The organism is Shewanella inventionis, from assembly GCF_014641855.1.
In the GTDB taxonomy this organism is placed as follows: Bacteria; Pseudomonadota; Gammaproteobacteria; order Enterobacterales; family Shewanellaceae; genus Shewanella; species Shewanella inventionis.
On the sequence record NZ_BMII01000055.1, the window covers coordinates 1 to 16964 of the forward strand.

15 protein-coding genes are annotated in these 16964 nt (G+C 43.2%); 6 read left to right on the forward strand and 9 right to left on the reverse strand.

Annotated elements, in window-relative coordinates; all coding sequences use genetic code 11:
* Positions 1–598: 598 nt before the first annotated feature.
* Positions 599–835, forward strand: a complete 237-nt coding sequence (locus IEW93_RS20400) for a hypothetical protein (RefSeq protein ID WP_188741068.1) — start codon at positions 599–601, stop codon at positions 833–835.
* Between the two features lie 213 nt (positions 836–1048).
* On the opposite strand, the gene IEW93_RS20405 is transcribed toward IEW93_RS20400, so the two are convergent.
* The 8 genes from IEW93_RS20405 to IEW93_RS20440 all read right to left on the reverse strand — a co-directional run bounded on the left by IEW93_RS20405 (position 1049) and on the right by IEW93_RS20440 (position 9787).
* Positions 1049–1213, reverse strand: a complete 165-nt coding sequence (locus IEW93_RS20405; protein WP_188741069.1) for a hypothetical protein — start codon at positions 1211–1213, stop codon at positions 1049–1051.
* 56 nt (positions 1214–1269) lie between these two features.
* Positions 1270–1824, reverse strand: coding sequence for a hypothetical protein (locus IEW93_RS20410; RefSeq protein ID WP_188741070.1), 555 nt, complete (start codon positions 1822–1824; stop codon positions 1270–1272).
* A gap of 1101 nt (positions 1825–2925) precedes the next feature.
* Complete coding sequence (locus IEW93_RS20415) at positions 2926–3288, reverse strand: YajD family HNH nuclease (RefSeq protein WP_188741071.1); 363 nt, start codon at positions 3286–3288, stop codon at positions 2926–2928.
* Positions 3289–3419: 131 nt separating this feature from the next.
* On the reverse strand, positions 3420–3998 hold the full coding sequence (locus IEW93_RS20420) for a DUF502 domain-containing protein (protein ID WP_188741072.1): 579 nt from the start codon (positions 3996–3998) through the stop codon (positions 3420–3422).
* A gap of 210 nt (positions 3999–4208) precedes the next feature.
* Positions 4209–4913 carry a phosphate signaling complex protein PhoU gene (gene phoU / locus IEW93_RS20425; RefSeq protein WP_188741073.1) on the reverse strand — a complete coding sequence of 235 codons (705 nt, stop codon included), beginning with the start codon at positions 4911–4913 and terminating at the stop codon, positions 4209–4211.
* A gap of 51 nt (positions 4914–4964) precedes the next feature.
* A complete protein-coding gene (gene pstB / locus IEW93_RS20430; protein ID WP_188741074.1) occupies positions 4965–5783 on the reverse strand; it encodes a phosphate ABC transporter ATP-binding protein PstB in 819 nt (272 codons plus the stop codon).
* Between the two features lie 28 nt (positions 5784–5811).
* Entirely contained in the window at positions 5812–7473 is a 1662-nt protein-coding gene (pstA, locus tag IEW93_RS20435) for a phosphate ABC transporter permease PstA (RefSeq protein ID WP_188741075.1), read from the reverse strand.
* A gap of 58 nt (positions 7474–7531) precedes the next feature.
* Complete coding sequence (locus tag IEW93_RS20440) at positions 7532–9787, reverse strand: ABC transporter permease subunit (protein ID WP_188741076.1); 2256 nt, start codon at positions 9785–9787, stop codon at positions 7532–7534.
* Between the two features lie 273 nt (positions 9788–10060).
* Between IEW93_RS20440 and IEW93_RS20445 the strand changes: the two genes are divergently transcribed.
* The 5 genes from IEW93_RS20445 to IEW93_RS20465 all read left to right on the forward strand — a co-directional run bounded on the left by IEW93_RS20445 (position 10061) and on the right by IEW93_RS20465 (position 14352).
* Complete coding sequence (locus IEW93_RS20445) at positions 10061–10558, forward strand: glycine cleavage system transcriptional repressor (protein WP_188741077.1); 498 nt, start codon at positions 10061–10063, stop codon at positions 10556–10558.
* 108 nt (positions 10559–10666) lie between these two features.
* A complete protein-coding gene (locus tag IEW93_RS20450) occupies positions 10667–11485 on the forward strand; it encodes a DUF2797 domain-containing protein (RefSeq protein ID WP_188741078.1) in 819 nt (272 codons plus the stop codon).
* Positions 11486–11645: 160 nt separating this feature from the next.
* On the forward strand, positions 11646–12251 hold the full coding sequence (locus IEW93_RS20455) for a LysE family translocator (RefSeq protein WP_188741079.1): 606 nt from the start codon (positions 11646–11648) through the stop codon (positions 12249–12251).
* 22 nt (positions 12252–12273) lie between these two features.
* Entirely contained in the window at positions 12274–12822 is a 549-nt protein-coding gene (locus tag IEW93_RS20460) for a DUF1415 domain-containing protein (RefSeq protein ID WP_188741080.1), read from the forward strand.
* A 426-nt stretch (positions 12823–13248) separates the two neighbouring features.
* Entirely contained in the window at positions 13249–14352 is a 1104-nt protein-coding gene (locus IEW93_RS20465) for a Fic family protein (protein WP_188741081.1), read from the forward strand.
* Positions 14353–15219: 867 nt separating this feature from the next.
* Here IEW93_RS20465 and IEW93_RS20470 read toward each other — a convergent pair.
* Positions 15220–16848 carry a methyl-accepting chemotaxis protein gene (locus IEW93_RS20470; RefSeq protein WP_188741082.1) on the reverse strand — a complete coding sequence of 543 codons (1629 nt, stop codon included), beginning with the start codon at positions 16846–16848 and terminating at the stop codon, positions 15220–15222.
* Positions 16849–16964 lie beyond the last annotated feature (116 nt).

Below are 16964 nucleotides of genomic sequence, written 5' to 3' on the forward strand. Positions count from 1 at the left end.
GGAAACAACCAGGAATAACGAGAAGGCTAGTATTAATTGGATGTTTGATGTAGATAACGCCCGGTCGAAACTCAACCGAGCTTATAAGTTTTTAAACAGTCAGAATTAAATGGAATTAGTACTAGGTGCTAGGTTCTAGGTGCTAGGGTCTAGGGTCTAGGGTCTAGAATCCATCCCGGTAACTCTTATAAAGCCGGGATAAAAGCACTCGAGGACGGAACATAGAGCCTAGATTCTGCTTCTTCGACCGTCATCTTTTACGCCGTCATCCCTGAGAACTGTTATCAGGGATCCAGGTGTTTCTTTTAGTTTTTGACCTTGCTTAAAAGCGTAAAAGCCAACACCTGGGTCCCGGCTCAAAAGCGTTACCGGGACGACGTAGTAGTTGGCGGTGTTTGTTACGAATGAGTAATGACGACGTGGTAGTTGGCATCATCTTTATGCCTTTATCTTTTTGCTGTCATCCCTGAGATCTGTTATCAGGGATCCAGGTGTTTCTTTTAGTTTTTGAATTTGCTTAAAGCGTAAAAGCCAACACCTGGGTCCCGGCTCAAAAGCGTTACCGGGACGACGTAGTAGTTGGCGGTGTTGGTTACGAATGAGTAATGACGACGTGGTAGCGGGCATCATCTTTATGCCTTTATTTTTTGCATTTATTTTTTGCCTTTATCTTTTCGCCTTTATCTTTTCGCCTTTATCTTTTCGCCTTTATCTTTATGCCTTGATCTTTTTGCCTTTATCTTTATGCCTTTATCTTTTTGCCTTTATCATTTTGCCGTCATCCCTGAGATCTGTTATCAGGGATCCAGGTGTTTCTGGTGTCGGTGGACAATAAAGATTAGAGCTCGACACTAAAGTTTGAAACTGTGACATTAAATTTCGAAACTTTTTGGGGTCTTATTTAGCTGCTTCTTTTGGGTTCTAGCTGATTTTTTGGACAGAAATAACTTAGAGTTAATGCCCTACGTCAACAGGTTTGGATTAGCTGGATTTTGGGTAACAGGCAAAAAAAAGCATCGCTATTGCGATGCTTAATATTTGAATTCTTCTATGCTTTTGCTGGCCCAGCAAGGCGTCCATAAGCAGAACTAGGAGCCTTTACCTTTAAAGCTTTAGCAAATGATGACTTACTTTTAGAAGCGTGAGCCTGCATACGCTCGATAGCTTTGTCTACGTTCACATCATTTGTTTTGTTTGTTGCTACGTTTAACATAATAGCCCCCTTAGTTACTATAACTATAACCGATTATAATCCAGCTGGAAAGCGGTTTAGTCTTCATCTGTCACAACGCGCTTGAACAATGCATTGTTCCTTGGATCAAATGGATCACGCTCATCAAAGCCTAATGCACGATAGTAGTTTAGCAAATCTTCGTCATCTATTGGATCTTGAATCCCAATCCAATCGGCTTCAACAGCAACAGCAAACAATTCTGCACAATGTGAAGCTATGGGAACAATGAACCCTTTTAAGGGGTTTTCAGCTTGACCGCCTTGAATATAGTTGATTTTAACAACCAACTTCCCATCACTCGCTTTGCCGATCATAAGGCCACAAAGTTCTTCATCATACCATACAGCAAGCTCTACTCTAGCCATATGGTCTCTTCGATATTGATTTCGTACTTGTCGCCAATCCCATCCTATTTGGCGATTCACTGGTATTTCCCACTCATCTTGAGAACGGAGAGCATATTCATTGATTTCAGTTAAATCAATATGGTCAATAAAGTCTGGCTCGAATTGTTCAAAATCACTTTGAGTCTGCGCTAATGCAGCAAGTCTAATTTTTTGATACTTATTAGAAATAACTTGGTTGTTCATTCTTATATGTCTACTTACTTTGAATGATGGAAGATGTTGTCACGCTTTTGGTGTTCAGGCATATGACGATAGTAAGACGACCAATTACCTTTTAATCATCACACAATGCCACCTTTCATTTATCACTTCAATTTATAATCAGGTTAGTGGCAATATTGAGAGATTAGACTGAGCAGGGAATTATAATTTCTCAAACAGCTGCATGCAGATAACTTTTTGTAGGGCAAAGGTACATTAACAGAATGTGTATGAGCTTTTGCTTTAGATGATTTCGGGGCAAAAAGTGAGTTTCAAACTTTGTTGTCATACTTTTCTTAGATAGCCATGATAAAAGCACTCGAGGACGGAGCCTAGAGCCTAGTACCTCGGCCCCAACACCTGGGTCCCGGCTCAAAAGCGTTACCGTGACGACGTAGTAGTAGGCGGTGTTGGTTACGAATAAGCAAATGACGAAGTAAGCATTCATCTTTATGCCTTTATCTTTATGCCTTTATCTTTATGCCGTCATCCCTGAGATCTTTTATCAGGGATCCAGGTGTTTCTGTTGATTTTGACCTTGCTTAAAAGCGTAAAAGCCAACACCTGGGTCCCGGCTCAAAAGCGTTACCGGGACGACGTAGTAGTAGGCGGTGTTGGTTACGAATGAGCAAATGACGAAGTAAGCATTCATCTTTATGCCTTTATCTTTATGCCTTTATCTTTTTGCTGTCATCCCTGAGTGCTTGTATCAGGGATCCAGGTGCCGCTGTTGATTTTGACCTTTCGCCCGTCATCCTCAAATGCTTTAATTGGGGATCCAGGTGTTTCTTTTGACCTTGCTTAAAAGCTAAAAGCCAACACCTGGGTCCCGGCTCAAAAGCGTTACCGGGACGACGTAGTAGTTGGCGGTGTTGGATACGAATGAGTAATGACGACGTAGTAGTGAGCGGTGTTGCTTAGATTCTAGCAGGACGAAGTCCGCTCTCTGGCGAGCTTGCGAGTTCCTAGTTCCTAGTACCTAGAACCTAGAACCTAGGGACCAAAGCCAACACCTGGATTCTAGACTCTAGACTCTAGGTTCTCGATTCTAGCTTCTAGCCGTGTTTTTCCGCGATGATGTTTTTATTTTTTCATCATTGCTTTTAGGTCTGCGAATGGGTTGTAGGTGGCGGCTTCTTGTTTTGCTTCTTTGGTGCTGCCGTAGCGTATTAGCTCTTCAAAGCGTGAGTGTTCGTTGTCGTGGCAGTATAGGCATAACAATTCCCAGTTTGAACCGTCTGATGGGTTGTTGTCGTGGTTATGATCGCGATGGTGCACGGTTAATTCTGATAAGTTTTTATGGGTAAATTCGCGGGTGCAGCGGCCGCACACCCATGGGTATAGTTTGAGTGCTTGTTCACGATAGCCTTTTTCGCGGGTGGCTTTGTATTCTCTGGCTTCGGCTAAGACTTTATCTAATTTACTTGCATTTTGATTGTTTGACATGATGCATCACTTTGACAAAAAAATTACCCCAAGGATAATCACTGTTATCGCTTGGGGCAATTGTTTGTCTTAGCTTATTTATCTTATATTCTGCGTCTGGCGTAGAATTCGATAAATAACTTGCTTTAGGCCTAACGCGCAATGGTATTAATACCTGCGGTGAGGTTAAAGCGCATTGCATCTTCAAATGACCAGTCGACAAATATTAAATCGTCGCGTTTGACTAAACTGGTGACGCCTGCCATTTGATAACTGAGCTGAAATAACACAGGCACCCAGTCGCCTTCTGGTAATGCATCGACTAATGGCTGTGGTGCTGAGTCGCTCATAATAAAACCAACAACATACCCACCATTAGCTTGTTTAACTAATACGGTTTTTTGAGTTTTAGGCTGACCATCACGGTTCATTAAACTGGCAATGTCTCGAATACTGCCATACACAGATTTAAACAGTGGAAATTTCATGAATTGGCGCTCTATCCAACCATACACCCATGCAACTGGACTGACTGAAAAGAGTAACCCGGCAACAAATACCAGACTGGCAACCAGGCCAAAACCGGCGCCGATAAATATAGGGGTAACGCCAACAAGTTCGAGTAATAATTTACCGAGCTCATCGAGTGAAATAAATAACGACCAAAAAAGCCAGATGGATAACACCATTGGCAATAAATTCATTAAACCTCGTGCTAACGTCTTTTTCATTGTTCGCTCTATTAGATTGTATCGAACTTGGACAAATTTGATGAGTGTATACCAATCAGTAATCTCTGATCAGTTAACTTATACCTGAAAACTTAACCTGATAACTTAACCTGACGGTAGTTAAACAAAAACGCCCTAAGTTTAACTGTTTTATGAAAAACAGTACAACATAGGGCGTTTGACGAAATTAACGATCTTAACCGTTTGCGGTTAAAGATCTTTTTCCATGTCTTCGTAGGTTGTATGACGAACGTCTTTACCTTTTACATAGTAAATAACGTATTCACAGATGTTTTTACAACGGTCACCGACTCGCTCAACGGCGCGCGCTGCCCATAATACATCGAGCACCCCTGGAATTGAGCGAGGGTCTTCCATCATGTAGGTCATTAGCTGACGAATAATGCTTTCGTATTCTTTGTCTAGCTTGGCATCTTCTTTATGCAACTCAATAGCTTGCTCTGCATCCATACGTGCTAAGGCATCAAGCGTTGAATGCAACATACGTGTTGCATGACGGCCCATGCTTTCAATGCTAACTAATAGCGGTTGCTGAGTGTTAACTCGCTTTTCTAACGCGGCTTTGGCAATACGCACACAGGCGTCACCAATACGCTCTAAATCGGCAATGGTTTTAGAGATGGCGATAATCATACGTAAGTCGCTAGCTGCTGGCTGACGCTTTGCAATGATACGTGTACATTCTTCGTCGATTGACACTTCCATGCCATTAACTCTGTGGTCACCGTCTATGACTTGTTGTGCAAGCTCTGCGTCTAGCGATGTTAGTGCGTCGAGTGATTGCTCAAGTTGACGCTCAACTAAACCGCCCATGGCTAATACGCGGTTACGAATATCTTCAAGCTCAGCATTAAACTGGCCTGAGATATGTTTGTTTAAATTCATTTTTTCCATAATACCCACCTAAATTCTTGTCTGGTTTATTAAAAGCGATGTGATGAATAATTAACCGTAACGACCGGTAATATAATCTTCAGTTTTACGCTTTTTCGGGGTAGTAAAAATCGTGTTTGTGTCTGCGTATTCTACCAATTCACCCATGTACATAAACGCGGTTTGATCTGATACACGTGCAGCCTGCTGCATGTTATGCGTCACTATCACGACTGTGTATTGTTCTTTAAGATCGGTGATCAGCTCTTCAATCGTTAAGGTTGAAATTGGATCCAACGCCGATGTTGGTTCGTCAAGTAACAATACTTCTGGCTCAATAGCAATGGCTCGAGCAATCACAAGACGCTGTTGCTGACCGCCCGATAAACCAAATGCGTTGTCGTGCAAACGGTCTTTAACTTCGTCCCAAATTGCAGCGCCACGCAGTGAGCGCTCTGCGGCTTCGTCTAACTCACGGCGGTTATTCACCCCTTGTAAACGTAAACCGTATACGACGTTTTCGTATATTGATTTTGGAAATGGGTTAGGACGCTGAAACACCATGCCTACGTTACGACGCAATGATGCTACATCAACATTTTTGTCATAAATGTTTTGCCCGTGGAGCAAAATTTCACCGTTGATTTTACAGGTATCAACTAAATCGTTCATGCGGTTAATGCAACGCAATAATGTTGATTTACCACAACCACTTGGGCCAATAAATGCCGTGACTTTCTTTTTAGGGATTTTCATCGACACATCAAATAACGCTTGTTTTTCACCGTAACGTAAATCGAGGTTACGGATCTCAAGTGCGGTATCCTGCTCTGGTAAGTTAACTAAATCAACTGCTTCTGTTTGCATTGCTGAACTATCAATAGAAATCATTTTTTTCTTTCCTTCAGGATATCGCTAATTAGTGTTCTAGCGAACGGAATTTTTCACGTAAATGGTTGCGCACGCTAATTGCGGTTAAGTTAAGTGCAACAATTACAGATACTAATAAGAACGATGTTGCGTACACCAATGGGCGTGCAGCCTCAACGTTAGGGCTTTGGAAGCCGACATCGTAAATATGGAAACCTAGGTGCATAAACTTACGTTCTAAATGCACAAACGGGAAGTTCATGTCTATGGGTAACGTTGGCGCTAATTTTACCACACCCACTAACATTAACGGTGCTACCTCACCGGCGGCACGAGCTACCGCTAAAATCAAACCTGTCATAATGGCTGGACTTGCCATTGGAATAACAATGCGCCATAAGGTTTCTGCTTTGGTTGCACCTAATGCAAGACTACCTTGACGAACCGCACTCGGTATACGGCTTAAGCCCTCTTCTGTTGATACAATTACAACAGGTAAGGTTAAAATAGCCAATGTAAGTGCTGACCAAATCACCCCTGGCGAACCAAATGTGGGTGCAGGTAGTGCCTCTGGGAAAAACAATTGGTCAATTGAGCCGCCCATCATGTAAACAAAGAAGCCTAAACCAAACACACCGTACACAATTGATGGCACACCGGCTAAGTTAATCACCGCAATGCGGATCATTTTGGTAATTGGGCCTTTTTTAGCGTATTCGTGCAAGTAAATTGCTGCGATTACACCAAATGGGGTCACAATGACAGCCATTAACATTACCATAAACACTGTACCGAAAATGGCTGGGAATACCCCACCTTCAGTGTTGGCTTCACGTGGGTCGTCGTTAATAAAGCGGCCTATGCCCACAAACCAATGACCTACTTTTTGTAGTACGTTCATGTGGTTGACGTAGCTGACATCTAAAATAGAGTCTAACTTGAGTATCACCTCTTGGCCACGCATGTCACGTACAACGACTGAGTCACGAGCGGCCTGATCACGCAGTGCAAATAGATCTTTTTCTAGCACCAAGTAGTCTTGGTTTAGTTGCTCAATTTGCGCCTTAATGTCGGCTTTACGTTCGTCGGTAAGCTCACCGTCTAATTCATAACCACGCTCTTTTAAACGTAAACGCTCAATTTGGTAGTTAATTGCGCCAATTTCTGACTTTTGTAAGCTTAATGCCTGCTCAGAAATCTCTACTGCTCGGTCAATGTGGCTAAACAATGAGGCTTCTATGTCGGCTTCGGTTTTAAGCTCTAAACGTTTTCCATCTTCAATAACAGCAACAGGATACCCGTAGAAGTTACCATTTTTGGTACGTTCAAGCTTAGCGACGTCTGCTGGCGTTGTACGGCTAATGATGTCTGTGGCCAGGATCCAGCGAAAATCTAAGCCTACAAACTCACGGTTACCTGTTTTAACTAGGTAACGAGTCACAAACTCACCTGGGTGTTCTGTGAACTTGTGGCCAGCCGAGATTAAGCGTTCTGTTGGCACTTCTTCACGGTCGTAAATTTCACCGATTAAGGTGGTTTTTACGCCTTCACTGTTTTCTAATTGCCATTCGTAAATATCGGCTGGCCAAAAATAACTTAGGCCACGCCACGCGATTAACAGTAATAAGCCTAACACGGCAATTAAACTGATACTTACAGCACCACCTGTCATCCAAATCCACGGTGAGCCTGATTTAAACCACTTACCCATTGCACAAACCTCTCAAGGCGATTGGCGAAATAATCAATATATGAGTCATCATCTTTCCTTACAGTGAGCTATAACGGTCGCGTAAACGCTGGCGTACGACTTCTGCAATGGTGTTGAAGAAGAAGGTAAATATAAACAGTACAAAGGCCGCAAGGAACAACACACGATAGTGCGAACTACCAATGGCAGACTCTGGCATTTCAACGGCAATGTTAGCTGCTAAAGTACGCATACCTTCAAACACACTCCACTCTAAAATAGCGGTGTTACCGGTTGCCATCAGTACAATCATGGTTTCGCCAACTGCGCGGCCAAGGCCCATCATAATGGCTGAGAAAATACCTGGGCTTGCTGTTAACAATACAACTCGTGTTAGTGTTTGCCAGTTAGTTGCACCAAGTGCCAGGCTGCCGTTTGATAAGTGGCGTGGCACAGAGAATATGGCGTCTTCTGCAATTGAGAATATGGTTGGAATAACCGCAAAGCCCATCGCAATACCTACAACAAATGCGTTACGTTGGTCAAAGGTGATGCCAAGTTCGTTGGTGATAAATTGACGGGTGTTACCATCAAACAATGCCACTTCAATCACTGGGCTTATTGCAAACGAGAACCAACCTACAAGAACAATTACAGGTAAAAGCATTAGCTCTTGATAGGTTTCGGGTAAGCGCTGCTTCCATGTTTGCGGCATTAAATTCCATGCAAATGCTGTGACCAAAATGGAAATCGGCAGCAAGGTCAACAACACGACAATACCTGGCAAGTGATCTTCAATTAATGGGGCTAACCACAAACCAGCAAGGAAACCTAAAATAACCGTTGGTAATGCTTCCATAATTTCAATGGTAGGCTTAACCACGTTACGCACTTTTGGTGTCATAAAGTAAGCGGTATAAATAGCGCCTGCAACCGCAAGTGGTACGGCAAAAAGCATGGCATAAAATGCTGCTTTCATGGTACCAAACGCTAATGGCATTAAGCTTAGCTTGGCTTCAAAGTCGTTTGAACCAGACGTTGATTGCCATACATATTGCGGCTCTGGGTAACCTTCGTACCACACCTTTTGCCATAATGCGCTCCATGACACTTCTGGGTGTTCATTTTCAACCGAGTACAAATTTAGCTTGTTATCGGCTTCAATAATCAGTGCATTTGAACGTGGGCTAAAAGCCATTAAACCAGGATTGCTAAGGTCAAACTTTTCGTCAAACAAGTTGCGTTGGCTTGTGGTGTAAAGCAACGTGAGTTCGCCACTTTTACTTAATACTGCAAAGCTTTTACGGTAAAACTCTGTGGCCATAGTGCTAACAGGCGCCACATCGTCAAATTCACGTATTAGCTCATATAAACGGCCTTTGTCGCCATTTACCTGGAAATATTGGCTAATTACACCACTGTCGTAGCTGATCATAATAGAGCTGGCACCGGCAAGTAAGTTAACTTGCTTAATGGTTGCCTGACCTTTTTTAACGTCGATGACTTGCAGTAACTCAACTTCATCGGCATCGCTAATATCGTACACAAACAATTTGTTGGTGGTGCTGAGAATAAGTTGGCGATGATCGGGGGTCATTAATTGTGACACCACTTGGTTAGGTGCATCTTCAATGAACACTTCAACAGAAGACCATTCAACTTCTTCGGTCATCATGTTTTCTTCGCCTTCTTGGCGATTCAGTTTCCAGGCGCCATTGTCATCTTGATAGGCAAAGCTCATGCGACTACCACTGTAGTCGAATACCAAATTATGAACGGCACCGTCTTGGTTAATGATTAGCGGCTCATCACCAATTGGATAATTTATTTTAGGCGTAATTTGGCGCTTGTTATCTGGGTAAGAAACCGAAAAGTCGACTCCCATTACGATAACTTGTCCGTTACTCAAACCTAATGCAAAGCGTTGCTCGCTTGGGCTAGATTTAGCACTGCTAGTAATGATGGCGCCTTCAGGTAACTTTGCTGAAAATGAAGAAATAAGCTGGCCAGTGACAGCAGAGTAAAAGTCGACATTGCCTTGCTGTGTTACGCGATATAACACTTCATTTTGTTCGTCGCTGCCAATCATTAATGTATTAGCATCAGCATGTTGGTAACTCACGCTGGTAACGGGTTCTATGTGTGCCCCATCAAAAATGGGCTTGATGACATACAGCAAGTAGAAAAAGATCAATAACAGCGCGACAAACACCATGGTGCCGCCGACGGTTATCCCGAACTGTGCTGCTTTATCCTTAAATGCTCTACGTGATGCTTGCTTACCCGCGAGTAAACTTTTTTCAGTAGAACCAGGTTGATTTACCTGACTTTCCATTAAGAACCTCTAATAATTAATCGATGCCATAATTAGCGCTTTGATTGTGCAGTGTACTGTGCTAACAATAAATATTTATGACTAAATAGCTAAATTAACAACTAATCTTGAGGTTTTATACTGCTCGATTATTAACTCGTTAACCGCCGTTAGATGCATATATAAATTGTCGTAAAACAACAGTAAAGCCATAACGCAATCTTAAGTGGCTGCGATTATATGACGTAAAGATGACAGTTGTGTTACAGCCAATGTTTATAGGAGAAATATCGTATGATGCGTTACCTTATCACTTTGCAAGCTCCTGATAGAAAAGGATTAGTAGAACAAATCGCCAATGTAGTTAGCCGCCATAATGGTAACTGGTTAGACTCTGAAATGCGTCATATTGATGGTGTTTTTGCCGCAATATTACAATTAGAAGTACCCGCGCTGAAATGGGATGAGCTTGTTGACGCCCTTGAATGCATTGATGGCTTAACCTTAACCTTCTCAAAAACCAGTTTGAGCGCCAAACCCATTAAGCAGCTAAGTTACCAACTTGTGGCCTATGATCGCCCAGGCATTGTGTTACATATTTCTAATAAAATGAATGCATTAGGCATTAACATTGAAAAGTTTAGCAGCCAATACGAAACCGCTAGCCATACCGGTATTGATTTGTTTAGAGCCAAAATGGAATTAGGGTTGACCGATTTGTCACAAGAAGAACAAATTAAAACATCACTGTATGAAATGGGCGATGATGTGGTACTAGACAAACTCAGTTAATTCGCTTAAACCGTCAACAGATAAACAGTATTGGCTAAATTAAGCCTAAAATACGTGTGAATCATCTGCTAAACTGCCAGCCAATAATACAGATAAAACGGATTGGCTATGTTTGGAACGCTATCAAAACTAAAAACCCACCTCAATGAACATCATGAGGTGGAGTATTATTTACCTGTGGGTGAGGAGCGCCTGGCGTTAAACCCATTAATTGGTAAAACACTTACCATGACACACACAGGTAATATTTTTTGCAGTAGCTGTGGTAAAAAAACCAAAAAAAGTTACTCGCAAGGCCATTGTTATGTGTGTATGAGCAAACTGGCCAGTTGTGATATGTGCATTATGAAACCTGAAACCTGCCATTTTGACCAGGGCACCTGTCGTGAACCAGAATGGGCCATGACACATTGTTTTGTGCCTCATTACGTTTATTTGTCTAATACCTCTGGTATAAAAGTGGGCATTACTCGCCACACGCAAATTCCTACACGTTGGATAGATCAAGGCGCTACGCAAGGCTTACCTATTTTTAAAGTTTCCACACGCAAAATGTCGGGGTTAATTGAAATTGAATTAGCCAAGTTCATCAATGACAAAACTCACTGGCAAGCCATGCTAAAAGGTCATAACGATGATATTGATCTGGTTGAGCAAGCGGCTCAGTTAATTCCGTTAATTGAAGATAAATTGCAAGCGCTTGCCACTGAGCATGACGATATTGTGATTGAGCGTTTAGATGCCAATATTCAGACCATTCGTTATCCTATTACTGAGTTTCCTAGCAAAGTGAAGTCGCATAACTTTGATAAAGTGGCTGAAGTGTCTGGAATTTTACAAGGCATTAAAGGCCAATATCTTATTTTTGATACCGGCGTGATTAATATTCGTAAGTTTTCATCTTATGAAGTTGAAGTAAAGAGTTAAGCATTAGCCTGTGGTTGGATTGACTGTTTAATCTGGCTGCAGGCCTGTTGTTTTTATTTTAGAACGGTTAATTTAAACAACTGTTAAAAAAATCATTGTGGCTAACAATTAAATTCCCCTAAAATCCTGCTACTAAAACATAAGCCTAAGAGACCTATTCATGGAGTTAGTGTTCGCCATTGCCTTGTTTGCTTTTTCTGCCGGAATAACCCCTGGTCCCAACAATATTATGTTGATGACATCTGGAGTTAACTTTGGCATTAAACGAAGCATTCCGCATTTGTTGGGGATCAGTTTAGGTTTTCCTACCATGATTTTAGCCGTTGGATTAGGATTAAGCGCCATATTCCAGGCTTACCCTGTTATTCATACGGTAATCAAAGTCGTCGGCATTACCTATTTACTTTATTTGTCGTGGTTAATTGCTAATAGCAGCAGTAAAATGGAGGGCAAACACGTTAGTAAGCCTTTTAGCTTTATTCAGGCTGCGGCATTTCAATGGGTGAATCCCAAAGGCTGGATTATGGCGGTTGGTGCCATAGCAACGTTTACCTCAGTGCAGCAAGAGCTCAATACCCAGGTAATTACCATTGCTAGCGTATTTCTCTGTGTCGCATTTCCTTGTGCGATTGTGTGGCTCGGATTTGGCGTAGCATTAAAACGACTTTTAAAAAATGAACGCCAACAACGTATTTTTAACGTTTCGATGGCGTTATTGCTTGTGGCATCGATTATTCCTATGGTGCTTCCAGCCTCTTCACATTAATTGCTCAAAGGTTACTTACGCTATGCAACCACATGAATGCCTCGCCCATACTGAGAAATGGGTTGTGGATGTTATCATGAAGTACAATATCTGCCCGTTTGCTCGTCGTGAGGTTGAGCGGGCCAGTATTCGTTATGTGGCGATTGAAGAAACTAAAGTCAAAGCCGTATTAAAAGCGCTTATAGAAGAATGCCAATATCTTGATGAGCACCCAGAGACTGAAACCACCTTGTTTATTTTACCGCGAGGTTTTGAAGGGTTTTATGCCTATTTAGATCTGGTAGACGACGCTACTTACTTATTAGTTGATAATGATTATGAAGGCGTGTACCAACTTGCGACCTTTCACCCTGACTACTGTTTTGATGGCGAAGCCCAAGACTGCCCTGCAAATTATACCAACCGAGCCCCCTACCCAACCTTACACATTATTCGCGAAGCCAGCATGGAAATCGCCTTAGCCAATTACAAAGACCCAGAGTCAATACCCGAGCGAAATATTGCATTTGCACAACGCAAAGGCAGTGAGTTTTTTGTCAAGTTATTGCAGCACTGTACTAAAGGGATCTAGGTTCTAGGGTCTAGGTTATAGGGTCTAGGGTCTAGGGTCTAGGAACTCGCAAGCTCGCCTGAGAGCGGACTTCGTCCTGCTAGAGGCTAGATAAAAGCGATAACGGTGTACGGAACGCTTCGCTTACGGAATACAGGTGCTAGGGCCTAGGAACTCGCAAGCTCGCCTGAGAGCGGACTTCGTCCTGCTAGAATCTAGATAACGGTATACGGTTAACGGTGTACGGAACGCTTCGCTTACGGAATACAGGAGCTAGGTTCTAGGAGCTAGGTTCTAGGCCCTAGGAACTCGCAAGCTCGCAAGCTCGCCTGCAAGAGATGATATGAATATCTGGCTTATTCAAATCATAACTAGATTCGATTATGGGCTTTATTCGAATCATGATATGATGTGAATATACTGTTATTTACATCAAAGGGCGACAATATGTGGATCTGGCAACGAGCTGATTGGCCAAACTTTATCTGGGATGAAAAAGTCATTGAACCTAAGTTACGAGGCATTCGCTTTCACCAAGGAATGTTGTTGGGCAAGATGTTGAACCAAGCTAAAGACCAAAAGCAAAGTATGTTAGACACGCTATTGGCGAACATTATTCATTCGAGTGCCATTGAAGGTGAGAAGCTCAATGCTTTTTCTGTTCGTTCGTCATTGGCTAATAAACTTGGTCTTTCTGAAGAAAAACCATTTCCAACCACTGAACGCACAGATGGCCTAGCAGAAATAATGTTAGATGCGGTGGAGAATTTAGACTCGCCGCTCTCACTTGAGAGAATATTACAATGGCATGAACGGCTGTTTCCTGAGGGTTACACCTTGTTCAACCCTGTTATAGGGGGGCAGTTACGCGGGGATGAGCCTATGCAGGTTGTATCGGGTAGGATTGATAAACCCACGGTGCATTTTGAAGCGCCGAGCCGAGCTGTGCTTGAATCTGAACTAGACGTGTTTATCCGCTGGTTTAATGAATCTCGTGAGGACTCTGCTTTAGACCCTTTGCTTAGAGCCGCGATAACACACCTATGGTTTGTGACGATCCATCCTTTAGATGACGGCAATGGTAGGATCACCCGCTTACTTACTGATTTGGCACTGGCACAGGCTGAGCGTCAATCAGTTCGTTTCTATGCGATGTCAGTGGCGATTTTAGCCAATCGTAAAAGCTACTATGAAATATTAGAGCAATCCCAGAAAGGTGAGCTTGATATTACCGAGTGGCTAATTTGGTTTTTAAATACCTTGGGTGACACATTCACCCATGTGCTTGAAGAAATCGACCAAACAGTTTTTAAAACACACTTCTGGCGAAATGTCGATCAAACGCGACTGACCTCGGAACAAGTAAAAGTGCTCAATCAAATGCTTGATGGGGATTTTGACCAAGGCATTAATACGTCGCAATATCATAAAGTAGCAAAAGTCAGCAAGCCAACCGCTTCTCGTCATTTAGCGGCTTTGGTAGAGCTTGGTTGCTTGGTAAAAAGTGATGCCGGAGGAAGGAGCACTCGGTATAAGCTCGCGAGATCATAAGGTCTAGGGGCTAGGTTATAGGGTCTAGGTCCTAGGAACTCGCAGGCTCGCCTGAGAGCGGACTTCGTCCTGCTAGAAGCTAAGCAACACCAGGATCCCTGATAAAAGATCTCAGGGATGACGGCGTAAAAGATAAAAGCATAAAGATTACGGCAAAGCGAACGGCCACCTACCCCAAACACCTCACACTACTACGTCGTCCCGGTAACGCTTTTGAGCCGGGACCCAGGTGTTGGGTTTTAGATCCTAGATCCTAGGTCCTAGGTCCTAGGTCCTAGGTCCTAGGTCCTAGGTCCTAGGTCCTAGGAACTCGCAGGCTCGCCTGAGAGCGGACTTCGTCCTGCTAGAAGCTAAGCAACACCTGGATCCCTGATAAAAGATCTCAGGGATGACGGCGAAAAGATGACGGGCGAGGAAGCAGATTCTAGGCTCTATCCTCTGTCCTCGAGTGCTTTTATCGAGGATTCTAGGCTCTATATGCTCTGTCCTCGAGTGCTTTTATCGAGGATTCTAGACTCTAGACCCTAGGAACTCGCAGGCTCGCCTGAGAGCGGACTTCGTCCTGTTAGAATCTAAGCAACACCTGGATCCCTGATAAAAGATCTCAGGGATGACGGCGAAAAGATGACGGGCGAGGAAGCAGAATCTAGGCTCTATGCTCCGTCCTCGAGTGCTTTTATCGAGGATTCTAGGCTCTATGCTCTGTCCTCGAGTGCTTTTATCCCGGCTTTATAAGAGTTACCGGGATGGATTCTAGATTCTAGATTCTAGGTTCTAGATTCTAGACTCTAGGCCCTAGGTTCTAGACCCTAGGAACTCTCAGGCGAGCCTGCTAGTGGCTAGTGGCTAGTGGCTAGTGGCTAGTGGCTAGTGGCTAGATAAGGTAAATTTACTGACTTGGCGTGACATGTTGCTGGCATCGTTAAGTAAATTATCATTGAGCATTGCAAGTTGTTGGGAGATCTCTTGTGTGTGATGGTAGATTTCAGTGATTTTCATTGCGTTGCGATTCACTTCTTCTGCTACGGCTGACTGTTCATGAGTCGATGCTGCTATTTGTTCGTTCATGCTGTCTATAACACTGACATGTTCAGCGATGAGTTTTAACTCACTGCCAGCATGTTTTGACTCTTCAACACTTAGCTGTGCCTGTGCTTGACCTCGTTTCATGGCGCTGACTGCGGTAGCGGCTCCGGCTTTTAAACGCTCTGTCATATTTTTTATATCTTCGGTTGAGCTTTGTGAGCGTTGTGCAAGGGTTCTTACTTCATCTGCTACAACGGCAAAACCTCGGCCTTGTTCACCTGCTCTTGCGGCCTCGATGGCGGCATTAAGTGCCAGTAAATTTGTTTGCTCTGCTATTGAACTAATAACATCAAGAATGGTGACTATGCTTTGAACATCCACATCTAACCGTGAAATCGCCTCGGCAGCATCGGCTATTTCGTTCGCTAATAACTCTATGGCATCGCCGGTTTTGTTAACATCGCTTTCGCCACTTTTGGCCTCTAAATTTGCTTTTGCAGACGCATCGGATGCTTGTACTGCGTTGGCGGCAATTTCGTGAACTGTGGCGTTCATTTGTGTCATTGCAGAGGCAACTTGCTCCGCTTCTGACGAGCCTTGTAGCACATCGCTTTGCATTGAACGTGTATATCCGTTCATTTGTTCAACGGCATTAACGAGGTTAATGGCATTGACACGAACCTGACTAATAATTTCTTCAAACTCGCTCATCATTTGATCAAAGGCTTGCGAGATTTGGCCAAATTCATCGTCTGACTGATGTTGTATCCGTGTGGTTAAGTCAAATTGAGTGCCTGCGTGGAGCATTTGTTTATGTAATCCCCCTAAACTGCGGTGTAAATAACCTGACACACTGACACTTATCACAATGACAAACACCAGTGCTAACAAGAGTAGCAATACGGTGTAGTACATATGTTGTGTGGCGTTGGCAAGCTTATCTTGGCTCAGTTGCAGGAGTTCGTCGGCAAATTGTTTTTCTAAACTCGTTAACACCGATATCCATTCGGTTGATTTTTTAAACCACTCCTCTGGGTTTTGAGCCAACAATGCCGTAGCATTTTGAGCAAAGGCGACTTCACGTAACGCTTGCACCTCTGACATGGCAGAAGATTGCTGAGCTTGTTTAAATACATTGATATTGTGGGTGGAGGCTGCGGCTATAAAACGTTCTGCATAGGTTTGTTGTTCTGCATATAAGGTGACAAAACGACGAAACATTCCCGGAGCAAACTCGCTGTGACCAAAGGTTGTACTCAATACAGCCCGCTCTATGCCTGCACGCTCTTTAAGCTGCAAAAATGCCGAAAACGCCTTTAATCTCATTGACAATTCACTGTCTAAACTTTGACTTGCGGCCTCATCGACCATCGACAACAACAAGATATTTATTTGAGTGTAAAAGCTGACTTGCTCAGGCACTGCTACGGTTAAATTGCTCACTTTACCGCGCATAGCATCTAGTACCATTTCAATTTAGTTATGATCGATTGAGCTACCATTCCAATGGTAGCTCATCGGTCTTTATTAATACTTTCAAAGAACGACTTTCTCTCGGCGTTCGGCTGATCAATTTGTCTGTTTCT